14 protein-coding genes are annotated in these 13608 nt (G+C 63.3%); 13 read left to right on the top strand and 1 reads right to left on the bottom strand.

The window, feature by feature from the left end:
- Positions 1-93 precede the first annotated feature (93 nt).
- From rho to J2S97_RS02520, 5 genes are all read left to right on the top strand, one after another.
- Entirely contained in the window at positions 94-2262 is a 2169-nt protein-coding gene (gene rho / locus J2S97_RS02500; RefSeq protein ID WP_307046245.1) for a transcription termination factor Rho, read from the top strand.
- A 108-nt stretch (positions 2263-2370) separates the two neighbouring features.
- A complete protein-coding gene (gene prfA / locus J2S97_RS02505) occupies positions 2371-3444 on the top strand; it encodes a peptide chain release factor 1 (RefSeq protein ID WP_307046247.1) in 1074 nt (357 codons plus the stop codon).
- Between the two features lie 18 nt (positions 3445-3462).
- The gene (prmC, locus tag J2S97_RS02510) at positions 3463-4350 is read left to right on the top strand and encodes a peptide chain release factor N(5)-glutamine methyltransferase (RefSeq protein ID WP_307046249.1); all 888 of its coding nucleotides are present in this window, start codon (positions 3463-3465) and stop codon (positions 4348-4350) included.
- An 18-nt stretch (positions 4351-4368) separates the two neighbouring features.
- The gene (locus tag J2S97_RS02515; protein WP_307046250.1) at positions 4369-5190 is read left to right on the top strand and encodes an L-threonylcarbamoyladenylate synthase; all 822 of its coding nucleotides are present in this window, start codon (positions 4369-4371) and stop codon (positions 5188-5190) included.
- Positions 5187-5945 carry a WecB/TagA/CpsF family glycosyltransferase gene (locus J2S97_RS02520; RefSeq protein WP_307046253.1) on the top strand — a complete coding sequence of 253 codons (759 nt, stop codon included), beginning with the start codon at positions 5187-5189 and terminating at the stop codon, positions 5943-5945. The genes J2S97_RS02515 and J2S97_RS02520 overlap by 4 nt, the downstream gene beginning before the upstream one ends.
- Here the strand turns inward: J2S97_RS02520 and J2S97_RS02525 are convergent.
- On the bottom strand, positions 5942-6838 hold the full coding sequence (locus J2S97_RS02525; RefSeq protein WP_307046255.1) for a glycosyltransferase: 897 nt from the start codon (positions 6836-6838) through the stop codon (positions 5942-5944). The two genes, J2S97_RS02520 and J2S97_RS02525, sit on opposite strands and share 4 nt — an antisense overlap.
- 296 nt (positions 6839-7134) lie before the next feature.
- Here J2S97_RS02525 and J2S97_RS02530 point away from each other — a divergent pair, with 296 nt between their 5' ends.
- The 8 genes from J2S97_RS02530 to atpA all read left to right on the top strand — a co-directional run bounded on the left by J2S97_RS02530 (position 7135) and on the right by atpA (position 13549).
- Positions 7135-8295 carry an MraY family glycosyltransferase gene (locus J2S97_RS02530; protein WP_307046257.1) on the top strand — a complete coding sequence of 387 codons (1161 nt, stop codon included), beginning with the start codon at positions 7135-7137 and terminating at the stop codon, positions 8293-8295.
- A 107-nt stretch (positions 8296-8402) separates the two neighbouring features.
- A complete protein-coding gene (locus J2S97_RS02535) occupies positions 8403-8894 on the top strand; it encodes a hypothetical protein (RefSeq protein ID WP_307046259.1) in 492 nt (163 codons plus the stop codon).
- Between the two features lie 16 nt (positions 8895-8910).
- Complete coding sequence (locus J2S97_RS02540; RefSeq protein ID WP_307046260.1) at positions 8911-9210, top strand: hypothetical protein; 300 nt, start codon at positions 8911-8913, stop codon at positions 9208-9210.
- A 91-nt stretch (positions 9211-9301) separates the two neighbouring features.
- The gene (gene atpB, locus J2S97_RS02545) at positions 9302-10102 is read left to right on the top strand and encodes a F0F1 ATP synthase subunit A (protein ID WP_307046262.1); all 801 of its coding nucleotides are present in this window, start codon (positions 9302-9304) and stop codon (positions 10100-10102) included.
- 80 nt (positions 10103-10182) lie between these two features.
- Positions 10183-10401, top strand: a complete 219-nt coding sequence (gene atpE / locus J2S97_RS02550; protein WP_011692451.1) for an ATP synthase F0 subunit C — start codon at positions 10183-10185, stop codon at positions 10399-10401.
- Between the two features lie 52 nt (positions 10402-10453).
- Complete coding sequence (locus J2S97_RS02555) at positions 10454-11002, top strand: F0F1 ATP synthase subunit B (RefSeq protein ID WP_307046265.1); 549 nt, start codon at positions 10454-10456, stop codon at positions 11000-11002.
- Entirely contained in the window at positions 11002-11829 is an 828-nt protein-coding gene (locus J2S97_RS02560; protein ID WP_307046267.1) for a F0F1 ATP synthase subunit delta, read from the top strand. Before J2S97_RS02555 ends, J2S97_RS02560 begins: the two co-directional genes overlap by 1 nt.
- An 82-nt stretch (positions 11830-11911) precedes the next feature.
- Positions 11912-13549 (top strand): F0F1 ATP synthase subunit alpha, encoded by a 1638-nt coding sequence (gene atpA / locus J2S97_RS02565; protein WP_307046550.1) that lies wholly within the window; start codon positions 11912-11914, stop codon positions 13547-13549.
- The last annotated feature ends 59 nt before the right edge of the window (positions 13550-13608 follow it).

Raw genomic sequence — 13608 nt, forward strand, 5'->3', positions numbered from 1 at the left:
GCCGAAATCCGGCTGTAGATCTGAACTGCAGCCCAGATCAAATCATCGCGTCCAGCTCCCAGTCTGGACGCCGTCGAGGGGGAAGGATCCTTCGTGACCGAAACCACTGAGCTGTCTCCAGCTGTGGACATATCATCTTCTGCTACCGATTTGTCGGCAGCACCCGCCAAGAGCAGCGGCCTTGCAGGCCTCAAGCTCGCCCAGCTGCAGGCTCTCGCCAGCCAGCTGGGTATTTCCGGCGGATCCCGCATGCGCAAGGGCGATCTGGTGACCGCCATCTCCGCTCATCGTGCGGGTACTCCAGCCACCAAGGCTCCGGCCAAGGGCGCTGAGAAGACCGGCGAAACCATCTCGTCACGGGCAAAGGCGCCGGCTGCCGCTGCGGCCCCTGCGGCTGAAACCGCAGAGGCTCCCGCCCCGGAAGGCACCCGTGCCCGCCGTGGCCGCAGCCGCCGCGCCGGCAGCGACGGCGTTGTGACCACTCCTGCCACCGAAGCCACTGCTCCGGAAGCTGCCCCCAGCGAGGCTCCCGCAGCCCCGTCTGCTCCTGAAGCCGGTCAGGCCGTCGTCTCTGAAGGTGCTGCACCTGAAGCTGCAGAGCGCCGCCAGCCCCGTACCCGCAACCGCCGCCGCGGCGAAGCGGCAGCCCAGGCAACGGCCCCGGCCGCTGAAGCTGAAGCACCGGTCGAGGCCCCTGCTGAACAGCGCGCCGAACAGCGTGGTGAACAGCGCGGCGAGCAGCGCACCGAACAGCGTGGCGGTGAACAGCGTGAACAGCGCGCGGACCAGGGCGGCGAAGCAGCCGAATCCGGCCAGCGCAACGAACGCCAGTCCACCCGCACCCGTGGCGGCCGCGACGGCGGAGACACCTCCGTTACGCGTGAAACCCGTCGGGACGACACGCGCGAAAGCGATGATGCCGACGGCGGAAGCCGCCGTAACCGTCGCAACCGCCGTGACCGCAACGACCGTTCAGGCGGTCAGGACAGCCGCGACAGCCGCGACAACTCGCGCAACGACCGGTTCCGCGACCGTAACGACCGCCGTCGGGGACGCGCCCAGGGACCGGACGTTGACGACGTCGAGGTCACCGAGGACGATGTCCTGCTGCCCGTCGCCGGCATCCTGGACGTGCTGGAGAACTACGCGTTCATCCGCACCTCCGGTTACCTGCCGGGCCCGAACGACGTCTACGTGTCCCTCGCCCAGGTCAAGAAGTACAACCTGCGTAAGGGCGACGCCGTCGTCGGCGCCATCCGTGCACCACGTGAAGGCGAAGACCGCAGCCAGCAGTCGGCCCGCCAGAAGTTCAACGCCCTTGTCCGCGTCACGTCCGTGAACGGCAAGACGCCGGAAGAACTCAAGGACCGCGTCGAGTTCGCGAAGCTCGTCCCGCTGTACCCCTCCGAGCGCCTGCGCCTCGAGACGGACCCCAAGAAGATCGGCCCCCGTGTCATCGACCTGGTTGCCCCGATCGGCAAGGGCCAGCGCGGCCTCATCGTTTCGCCGCCCAAGGCCGGCAAGACGCTCATCCTGCAGTCCATCGCCAACGCCATCACCACCAACAATCCTGAGGTCCACCTCATGATGGTGCTCGTTGACGAACGTCCCGAAGAAGTCACGGACATGCAGCGCACTGTGAAGGGCGAGGTCATTGCCTCCACCTTCGACCGTCCCGCCGACGACCACACCACGGTGGCCGAACTCTCCATCGAACGCGCCAAGCGCCTCGTGGAAATGGGCATGGACGTTGTGGTGCTCCTCGACTCCATGACCCGCCTGGGCCGCGCCTACAACCTGGCTGCACCGGCTTCCGGCCGCATCCTGTCCGGTGGCGTCGACTCCGCAGCGCTGTACCCGCCGAAGCGCTTCTTCGGTGCAGCCCGCAATATCGAAAACGGTGGCTCGCTCACCATCCTGGCGACCGCTCTCGTTGAGACCGGCTCCAAGATGGACGAGGTCATCTTCGAAGAGTTCAAGGGCACCGGCAACATGGAACTGCGCCTGTCCCGCCAGCTCGCGGACAAGCGCATCTTCCCGGCTGTGGACGTCAATGCGTCCGGTACACGCCGCGAGGAAAACCTGCTTTCCCCCGAGGAAGTCAAGATCATGTGGAAGCTGCGGCGCGTCCTTTCCGGACTCGAAACGCAGCAGAGCCTTGAACTGCTGACCAACAAGATCCGGGAGACCCAGAGCAACGTTGAGTTCCTCATGCAGGTCCAGAAGACGACTCTTGGTGCAAAGTCGGATAACGACAAGTAGCTGCGCTCACCGCTCAAAATATGCCGGCCTGATGGCCGGCATATTTTGGGCGGTTCGTCGTTAAGTCCCGTGAAACTAGACTTGTAAGAGTCGAAAGAGGTTTTGAAAATGTTTGAGTCCGTACAGGGCCTGCTTGATGAGCATGACTCAATCCAGGCGCAGCTGGGGGATCCGGCCGTTTATGCTGACCAGCGGCTGGCCCGTAAGTTGGGCCGGCGTTCTGCGCAGTTGAACGGCATTGTGGAGGCCTACCACAAGTGGCATGCGATTCAGGATGATCTCGCTGCTGCGAAGGAAATGGCATCGGAGGATCCGGAGTTTGCGGCGGAGGTTCCCGTGCTGGAAGCTGCCCTCGAGACTGCTTCGGCCAAGCTGCGGCGGCTGTTGATCCCTCGCGATCCGGACGATGCCCGCAACGTGATCCTCGAGGTCAAGGGCGGTGAAGGCGGCGACGAGGCTGCCCTGTTCGCCGGCGACCTGCTGCGCATGTACACCCGCTATGCGGAGTCCCGCGGCTGGAAGACCGAACTGATTTCCGCCACCGAATCGGACCTCGGCGGGTACAAGGACGTCCAGATGGCCGTCAAGGGCAACTCCAACGATCCGGCCGAGGGCGTCTACGCCCGGCTCAAGTTTGAGGGCGGCGTGCACCGTGTGCAGCGTGTTCCCGTGACGGAATCCCAGGGCCGCATCCATACCTCGGCTGCCGGCGTGCTGGTGCTTCCCGAAGTGGACGAGCCCGAGGAACTCGAGATCAACCAGAACGATCTCAAGATCGACGTCTACCGCTCCTCGGGACCCGGCGGGCAGTCAGTTAACACCACGGACTCCGCGGTGCGTATTACCCACCTGCCCACCGGAATCGTGGTGGCCATGCAGAACGAGAAGTCCCAGCTGCAGAACCGTGAAGCCGGCATGCGCGTCCTCCGTGCCCGGATCCTGGCCCACCAGCAGGAGCAGATCGATGCCGAGAACTCCGCACAGCGGAAGTCCCAGATCCGCACGATGGACCGTTCGGAGCGGATCCGCACGTACAACTACCCGGAAAACCGGATCGCTGACCACCGCACCGGCTACAAGGCCTACAACCTGGACCAGGTCATGAACGGCGACCTCGAGCCCGTGATCCAGTCGGCCATCGAGATGGACGAACAGGCACGCCTGGACGCCATCGGCGATTAGTTCCCGGCTGGTCGCTTGATGACACTTGGAACAGGACTGAGCCTGGCGGAGGCCGTCCGCGAAGCAACCGCACTGCTGGCCGACGCCGGTGTTCCCAGTCCCCGCGTGGACGCGGAGCTGCTGGCGGACCATCTCCTTGGCGTCGGGCTGGGCCGGCTGCGGGCTATGCTCCTGGGGGATTCGCCGGAGCCGGACGGCTATGCCGAGCTGGTGGCGGAGCGTGTCCGGCGCGTCCCGCTGCAGCACATCACCGGCGTTGCCCACTTCCGGTACCTGCAGCTTGCCGTAGGCCCCGGCGTATTCATTCCCCGCCCCGAGACCGAGTCGGTGGTCCAGCTGGTCATTGACTGGCTCGAGGACCGGAAACGCCTGCACGGCCCGGGCGACGCGAAAGTGGTGGACCTGGGCACCGGCTCCGGTGCGATTGCAGGCTCCATTGCGCACGAGGTCCCCGGCGCGGAAGTCTACGCGGTGGAGTTTAGCGAATTCGCGCACGCCTGGGCCTCGCGGAACCTGGCGCCCCTGGGCGTCAAGCTGGTCCGGGGGGACCTGCGCGACGCGCTGCAGGAACACAACGGAACGTTCGACGTCGTAGTTTCGAATCCGCCGTACATTCCCGCCGAAGCGGTCCCCAACGAACCCGAGGTGGCGCTGCACGATCCGCCCGAAGCCCTGTACGGCGGGGGATCGGACGGAATGGAACTTCCGACGGCGGCGGCAGCCTCAGCTGCCCGGCTGCTGGTTCCCGGCGGCTACTTCGTGATGGAGCATGCCGAAGTCCAGGCAACGTGGATCGCAGCCATGCTGAGGAACTCCGGCCGCTGGTCCGACGTGACAACGCACCTGGACCTCAACGCCAAGGAGCGTGCCACCAGCGCGGTCCTTAAGGAACCGACGGACAAATAGTGATGAAAGAATGGGCCAGTGACCACAACCTATGACTGCACGGCAGCTGACCAGCGGGCTGAAGGGCTGGAGCATGCCCAACGGGCAATCCGCCAACACAAATGCGTGGTGTTCCCGACAGACACGGTCTATGGAATCGCCGCGGACGCCTTTTCGCCGCAGGCCGTCACCATGCTGCTCGTCTCGAAGGGCCGCAGCCGGGAGATGCCGCCGCCGGTCCTGATCCCGAGGCTCAACGCCCTGGACGGACTGGCAACTGACGTACCGGCAGAAGCCCGCAAGCTTGCCGAGGCCTTCTGGCCGGGCGGCCTCACCATGATTTTCCACGCGCAGCCGTCGCTGGACTGGGACTTGGGTGAAACCAAGGGCACCGTGGCGTTGCGGATGCCGGCGGACGATGTCGCGCAGGACTTGCTGACGCTAACCGGTCCCCTTGCGGTGTCCTCCGCGAACCGCACCGGCCAGCCGGCAGCCCGGACCGCGGCCGACGCCATGAGCCAGCTCGCGGAATCGGTGGAGGTCTACCTCGAAGGCGGGCTGCGGCCGGCAGGCGACGGGGACGCAGAGGCCCTTCCGTCCACCATCGTCGACGCCACCGCGCTGCCGCTCAGGGTGGTCCGCCAGGGGGCCATCAGCCTGGACCGGCTTCGCGAGGTTGTCCCAGGCCTTTTGGACGTTCACGGCAATGCGGCTGATGTCCCGGAAGCTGAGCCCGCACCTGACTACGAACCAGTGACGGAAGCGCAGGTTGAACCGCAGGAGCTGGCAGCGGACACCGAAGCACAGGCTGAACCGCCCGCCGCGGCCCAACCGCGCCAGACGGGAACAGGCGCCGAATGATCATGACCCGGCAGCAGATCCCTGTTCTCGGCGTGGACGCGACACCACTAACCGTTCCGCAGTTGACCGCGACGCTCAACCGCTTTGTCGCTGAAGGCCTCACGCGAACGGTGGTGGGCCACAACCTGCACAGTGTGACGCTCTTCCACTCGGATCCGGAATTCCGCACCCTCTACGAAAACAGTGATGTGGTGCTCCTCGACGGTGCCCCGGTCCTGTGGCTGTGGGGAAGGTCGCGGGATGCGGACGGGCCGGTCATGGACTACCGGCTGGGCTCCACCGACTGGATCCCGGCGCTGGGCAATGTCGAAGGGCTTGAACGGATCGCTGTGATCGGCGCCGGGGCAGAGGCCAACGCCAAGGCTGTGGCGCGCCTGGCCGGGATCGTGCCCAATGCCAAGGTCGCCGGCATGCCCGGTGAAGGCTGGAACGACAAAATTGAGGACCAAGCTGTTGCCTGGCTGGCGGAGCTTCGACCGCAGCTGGTGCTGGTCGGCCTCGGCATGCCCTTGCAGGAGATGGTTCTCCGCCGGCAGCTGGACGCTCTTCCCCCAGCCGTGTACTGCGCAGTGGGCGGAGCGATCGAACAGATTGCCGGAATCCAGAAGCTGGCACCTCGCTGGCTAGGACGAATGGGCCTGGAATGGGCGTGGCGGCTCATGCTGCACCCGCGCAGGGTGGCCTACCGCGTGTTCGGCGAGCCGTGGGTTCTCCTGGGGCTCCTGATCCGGCGACGCCTCACGTCAAACCGCTAGAACTTCTGGTCCTTCAGGGGAGCGAACCCCTTGCCGCGGAGCCCGGTGGAGAATGCCCGGAACCAATCAGCCAGGCCGCGGAAGTCTCCGCGGCGCAGGAAGTAGCCAAGGTAGCCGCCCACGTCCGCCACCAAGGATTTGACGCGGAAGTGGCGGCGGATCAGGTACCCGCGGTTCCGGTAGTAGTAATAGCGCTTGAAAGCGGTCTCGGGAACAATCACGTGCCACCGCGCGCCGAAAACGTGCTTTGTCTCGGCAAACGCGTGCGGGTGCGTGATCGCCGTCGTCGTTACAGTGCCGAACCGGATTCCCGCCTTGCGGAGCCTGATGGTGAAGTCCACCTCGTCGCCCCGGATGAAAAGCCGCATGTCGGGCAGGCCAACCTTGAAAAAGACGTCCGAACGGATCAGCGCGCCGTTGAAGAAGTGGCCGTCATCGGGCAGGAAGCCGAGTTTCTCCACTTCCGCACGGTCGTGCGTCACTTTGCCGTCGAGGCGGAAGAAGAAGGACAGCCGGTCAGGGTGGCCGGGCGCAGCCACCAAGGGGACCACGGCGTCCAGTCCGCGCGACTCAGCCTCGCGGAGCAGCGTGGCGAGGCATTCCGGGTCACCGGGCTCGGCGTCGTCGTCCATCATCCAGATCCAGTCCGCGCCGCTGGCCACCGCCTTGAGGATGGCCAGGGAGAAACCGCCGGCGCCGCCCAGATTCGCTTCGGACCGGACGTAATCCACGTTGGAGTGCTCTTCTGCCACGTCTTTGGCGGGCACGGTGCCGCTGTCCACGAGGCAAATGGAACGGACGGGCGCGGTCTGCCTGTTGATGGCATTCAGCAGGACGGCGAGCTCACGGGGACGGTCAAACGTCACGGCAGCAACTGCAACCGACATGGACATTGCTGGTTCCTTTCAACACGGCCGCCGGTGGTTTTCCCGCCGGCATTGGGCCGTGTGACGCGAAGCCAGCAAGCCGTTGGCATTAGTATCTTGACTAGAGTCCACTGTAATACAGCCCTGTCAGGCACTACGCACTGCCTGCCGCGCGCACTGCGACGGAGAAGTTTCATTTATCGAAAGTCAGTTTCACAACTATCCCGCCCGAGCTATCCCAGCCGCCCGGCTTTGACCGGCCCGCAGGGATCCATGCTGCCCGGGGCTGGCTCCGCTGACGGCACGGGGAAGGTGGCTTCCCCATGATCATGTACCTGCTCATGATGCTGACCGCGGCCGTGGTGTCTTACGGCGCAACCTGGGGCGCACGCCTGATCGGCAGCAGGCTTCAACTGTTTTCGCCGATCCGCAGCCGCGACACGCACTCGCACAAGGTCTCCAGGCTGGGAGGCCTGGGCATCTATGCAGGATTCCTGGCGGCGCTGTGTGTCGCCAGCCAGTCATTCTTCGTCAAGGACATCTTTCGGGGCAACGCTTCCCCGTGGGGGGTCCTCGCCGGCGCCACGGTGATCGTCATAGTGGGACTCGCCGACGACCTGTTGGACCTGCGGTGGTGGGTGAAACTGATCGGCCAGAGCGCCGCAGCGATGGTAGTGGCCATCTGGGGCGTCCGGATGACCATCGTTCCGCTAATTCCTGAACCTGTGGTTGTCGAGAACGAAATCGTGAGCATTGTGCTGACGGCCGGGCTCATTGTCACGGCCATGAACGCGTTCAACTTCATCGACGGGTTGGACGGCCTGGCTGCCGGAGTCGCCATCATCGGGGGAGCGGCCTTCTTCCTGACCGCGTACTGGGTGCACCGGACCGCTGTACTGCTGGACCGTTCCGACCTTGCGACGCTGCTGACCGCGATCGTGGTGGGCAGTTCCATGGGGTTCCTGCTTCACAACTGGTTTCCGTCGAAGATCTTCATGGGAGACTCCGGCGCCATGCTCATCGGCCTCCTGATGGCATCGGCCGGTGTCGTGTCAACGGGACAGATTTCGTCCGGCCTGTACGACCGGGTCAACGGTATTCCCACGATCATCCCCATTCTGCTTCCGTTTGCGGTGCTCTTCCTGCCCCTCCTGGACCTTGGCCTTGCCGTCATCCGACGCACCGCGGTTGGCCGATCGCCGTGGTCGGCCGACCGCGGGCACCTCCACCACAAGCTGATGGACATCGGATACTCCCACCGGGCCTCGGTTCTGCTGATGTACGCCTGGACCTGCGTCCTGGCCTTCGGTGGCCTGGCGTTCGTGGTCTACCCGTGGCAGATCGTGCTTGCCGTTGACGTGGCGGCTGCCTCGATCATGGCCGTCGTAACGGCGTGGCCCTACCTTCGCGACAAGGCCCCGGGACCGGGCCCGAGGTCGGAAGCAGAAGCCGAAGCCGAAGCGGAAGCGGCGGGGCAGGATTGAGTGTTGGAGTCTCTTTTCCGAATAATTTCTATCTCATGTAGAATTCAGGTGCAGCTATTCGCCGCACCCACCCTTGCCAGCGCGCAGTACACGACGATTGGGATCTCATGACCTCCAACGCCGAACCCGGACCTAGCTCCGGCAACGGACCCGTTGGTGTCTCCGGCCCCACAAATTCACTGTGGCTGCGGCTGCTGATTCTGAGCAGCGGCGCCGGGCTGGCCGGTCTTGTCCTCGCGGGGATACCGGCCGCCATCCTCAACGGCGCCGGGGGAGTGCTGTCCAGCACTTTTGGTGGCCTCCTGGTCATGGCCTTCTTTGCGATCAGCCTCCTGGTTGGCCATTTTGTCGGCCGCAACAATCCGTCGGGTGCCATCGGGGTCTTTGTCGTCACCTACTTCGTCAAAGTCGTCGGTTTTGCCGTGGTGCTCTTTGTTGTCGGGACACCCGAATGGCTCCATGACCGCTGGTTCCTGATCGGAGCCGTTGCCTGCGTCGTGTTTTGGCAGGCTGCCGAGATCTACGGTTTCAGCAAAGCCCGCTTCCGCATCTATAACGACCCCGAACCCGTGAAAGACGGCCATGATAAGCAGCCGTAATTCCAAGCGTAAAAACGTGCGCCAAATCCGCAATTCCACCTCCGGTTCTCCCGGCGTATCTGCCAACGGCAGGGACAGCGGATACAACGCCGGCATCGCCGTCTTTAGCTACATTATTGGCGGAATCATCGTCTGGAGTTTGATAGGGTGGGGTCTGGATTATCTGTGGGGAACCCGCTGGATTGTGCTCGCAGGCGCTCTGCTTGGAGCTGCAGGAGGGTTCTATCTTTCTCATATGCACGGCCTCACCAGTAACAGAACGTCAACTGGTGAAGACAGTGCAGCCAGCGGCCCGTCCAAGGACGAGGAACAGTAATGCCTAACAATTTCACAAGGGGAAGGGCGGACTCGATGATCGCCGGACCCTCACCAACGCCCAATGATGGACACTGCAGAGAGGAAACGCGTTGATCGCGCTTGCGCTCCCGGCCCAAGATTCAGGAGAGTTCAATCCTCCTGGAATTGAAGAAATGCACCTGCCGGCAATCCTGCCGTGGGGTGTGGCAGACGGATTCTCCAAGCAGATGCTGCTGGTAATCCTGTCGGTCGTCATTATCGCTACATTCTTTCTGCTAGCTGCGCGGAAGCAGCAGCTTGTTCCCGGCAAACTGCAGTTTGCAGGCGAGGCCGCCTACGGCTTCGTCCGCAACAGCATCGCCAAGGACATCATTGGCGGCAAGGACTTCATGAAGTACGTCCCGCTGTTGTTCAGCCTCTTCTTCTTCATCCTGGTGAACAACATCTACGGCGCTATCCCGCTGATCCAGCTTCCGAGCTTCTCGCACGTCGGCGGCGCCTATGTGCTTGCTGCCATCGTCTACTTCACCTGGATCGCCATCGGCGTCAAGAAGAACGGGCTCAAGTACTTCAAGCTGGCCACTGTTCCTTCGGGCGTGCCGGTGTACATCCTCCCGATCGTTATTCCGATCGAGATCATCTCCAACTTCCTGGTCCGGCCCGTGACGCACAGCCTCCGTCTGTTCGCCACCATGCTGGCCGGTCACCTCATCGTGATGATTGCCGGATCCGGCATCGAGTACCTCGTCATGCAGGAGAACATCCTCCTCAAGGGCACCTCCGTACTGGTGCTCGTCGGCGCCATCGCCATGTACATGCTGGAAGCGCTGATCATGGCGCTGCAGGCTTACGTTTTCACGCTGCTGACTGCCATCTACATTGAAGGCGCACTGCACGCGGACAGCCACTAGGCACCCACAAACTTCCCCTTCGCGGGGATGAAGCAACCCAAACAACCTGCCACACGGGTGGCATCTTGAAAGGAAGAAAAATGGAAGGCTCCATCAACGGCTCCCTCAACCTCATCGGCTACGGCCTCTCCGCTATCGGCGGTGGTATCGGTGTGGGTCTCGTGTTCGCGGCTTACATCAATGGTGTGGCACGTCAGCCGGAAGCCCAGCGCGTCCTGCAGCCGATCGCGTTCCTCGGCCTTGCGCTGACTGAAGCACTCGCCATCCTCGGCCTGGTCTTCGCTTTCGTTCTCTCCTAAGCGTTAGAACTTAGCGAACATCCAGAACCGAGTAGATAAGGACGGGTGAAATATGAATCAGACGATCATCTCAGCCGCCACCGAAGGCACTAATCCGCTCGTTCCCAACGTATGGGAAATGGGCGTAGTCTTCGCCGGCTTTGCTGTCCTCTTTTACATCGTGGTCAAGTTCGTTGTCCCGATGTTCGAGAAGACGTTCGCGGAGCGTGCCGAGGCTATCGAAGGTGGCATCGCCAAGGCTGAAAAGGCCCAGGCAGAGGCTTCTGCTGCACTCGAAGAGTACAAGCAGCAGCTCACCGACGCCCGTGCAGAAGCCAACCGCATCCGCGAGGAAGCCCGTGCTGAAGGCGCCCAGATCCTGGCGGATCTGAAGGAAAAGGCAGCTGCAGAGTCTGCCCGCATCACCGCCCACGCCCACGCGCAGATCGAATCCGAGCGCCAGGCGGCCGTTGTGTCGCTGCGCACGGAGGTCGGCACGCTGGCCACCACGCTGGCAAGCCGCATCGTCGGCGAGTCACTCAGCGATGACGCGCGTGCAGCCCGTGTGGTTGACCGCTTCCTGGCAGATCTGGAGAACCAGAACGCAGGTGCAGCTAAGTAATGGCAGGTGTATCGAGCGAATCGCTGACCGCGGCGCTGGTGGCGTTGGAAGCCAAGCTTCCCTTCGCTTCGCTGCAGTTGGCTAAGGAACTCTTCGGAATCCTGGGAACGGTGGACAGCTCGGCTGGCTTGCGCCGCGCCCTGACTGACCCGTCCCGCAGCGGTGACGAAAAGTCGGCGCTGGTCAAGCAGCTCTTCAGTGGGAAAGTCTCTGCTGATGCTGCGGAAATTGCGAGCGGACTGGCCGGTTCACGCTGGGCGTCGGCTCGGGATATCGGCGATGCACTCGAGACTCTTGCCGCTTCGGTGGTAATTGCCGTTGCTGAGAACAAGTCGGCCGTCTCTGCCTCAGGAATCACCGGACTGGAAGCGCTGGAGAACGACCTGTTCGCCTTCAACCAGGCCGTTGATTCCAGCCACGAGGTACAGCGTGCTCTGTCCGAGCCGCAGGCGAGTCCGGCTGCCAAGATTGCCCTCGCCGAAAAGCTCGTTCCCAAAGCGAGCGAGGAAGCGAAAGTCCTTATCGGACAGGCAGTTTCGCAGCCCCGTGGCCTCAAGGTGACCAACCTTGTGCGCCGTTTCGCAGAGCTTGCAGCCAAGCGCCAGCAGCGCTGGATCGCAACGGTCAGCGTCACCCGTCCGCTGACGGAGACACAGACCAGCCGACTGCAGGCAGGGCTGAACGCCCTGTACGGGCGCGAGCTCAAGATCAACATGAACGTTGACCCGGCACTGATCGGTGGCATCCGGATCCAGGTTGGTGACGAAGTGGTTGACGCTTCCGTACTCACCCGCCTGGGCCAGCTCCAGCGTCAGCTTGCCGGCTAACCGGACAAGCACAACTTAACTGATAGAAACCCCGGTCATCGTGACAACGATGATCACGAAAACAGGAGAGCAGGGACTGCAGATGGCCGAATTGACCATCAACGCCGACGACGTCCGTATTGCGTTGAACGAGTTCGCGGCGTCCTACGAACCCGGAAACGCAGAGCGCGTAGAGGTCGGCCGTGTGACCACCGCAGGTGACGGCATCGCCCGTGTTGAGGGCCTTCCCTCGGTCATGGCGAACGAGTTGCTTCGTTTCGAAGACGGCACGCTGGGCCTGGCCCAGAACCTCGACGTCCGCGAAATCGGTGTCATCATCCTCGGAGACTTCACCGGCATCGAAGAAGGCCAGGAAGTCCACCGCACCGGTCAGGTTCTGTCCGTGCCGGTCGGCGACGCCTTCCTCGGCCGCGTGGTTGACCCGCTGGGCCAGCCGATCGACGACCTCGGTGAAATCAAGGCTGAAACCACCCGTGCACTGGAACTCCAGGCGCCCGGCGTGACCCAGCGCAAGTCGGTTCACGAGCCGATGCAGACCGGTCTGAAGGCTATCGACGCCATGATCCCGATCGGCCGCGGCCAGCGTCAGCTGATCATTGGTGACCGCCAGACGGGCAAGTCGGCAATTGCCATCGACACGATCATCAACCAGAAGGCCAACTGGGCTTCCGGAGATGTCACCAAGCAGGTGCGCTGCATCTACGTGGCCATCGGGCAGAAGGCGTCCACCATCGCGGCTGTCCGCCAGACGCTCGAGGACAACGGCGCACTGGAATACACCACCATCGTGGCTTCCCCCGCGTCCGACCCCGCAGGCTTCAAGTACCTGGCCCCTTACGCCGGTTCGGCTATCGGCCAGCACTGGATGTACGGCGGCAAGCACGTCCTCATCGTGTTTGATGACCTGTCCAAGCAGGCTGAGGCCTACCGTGCAGTGTCGCTGCTGCTCCGCCGCCCGCCGGGACGCGAAGCCTACCCGGGAGACGTCTTCTACTTGCACTCCCGCCTGCTGGAGCGTTGTGCCAAGCTCTCCGACGAGCTGGGTGCCGGCTCGATGACCGGTCTGCCGCTCATCGAAACCAAGGCAAACGACGTCTCCGCCTACATCCCGACCAACGTGATCTCCATTACCGATGGCCAGATCTTCCTGCAGTCGGACCTCTTCAACGCCAACCAGCGTCCCGCCGTCGACGTGGGTGTCTCCGTTTCCCGCGTGGGTGGTGCAGCGCAGGTCAAGTCCATGAAGAAGGTCTCCGGTACCTTGAAGCTGGAATTGGCCCAGTACCGCGACATGCAGGCATTCGCAATGTTCGCGTCGGACCTCGACGCCGCATCGCGTCAGCAGCTGACCCGTGGTGCACGCCTGATGGAACTGCTCAAGCAGGGCCAGTACTCGCCGTTCCCGGTTGAGAACCAGGTTGTGTCGATTTGGGCCGGTACCAACGGCCACCTGGACGACGTTCCGGTTGAGGACATCAACCGCTTCGAGACCGAGTTCCTGGAACACCTGAAGCACAAGTCCTCCATCCTGACGACGCTGGCACAGACCAACGTCATGGACGATGACACTGCGGAAGCACTGAAGACCTCGATCGTGGCCTTCAAGAAGGGCTTCTTCGGCGAGGGAGACAGCTACCTGGTAGGTGCGGGGCACGAGGAGCACGCCCCCATCGACGAGACACAGGTCGACCAGGAAAAAATCGTCAAGCAGAAGCGCTAGTTTCGCTGGCTGGGACTGCCGGGACCCCGACGGGTTCCGGCAGTCCCGACCACCGGGAT

Origin of the sequence: Arthrobacter oryzae, from assembly GCF_030812315.1 — a bacterium.
Classification (GTDB): Bacteria; Actinomycetota; Actinomycetes; order Actinomycetales; family Micrococcaceae; genus Arthrobacter; species Arthrobacter oryzae_B.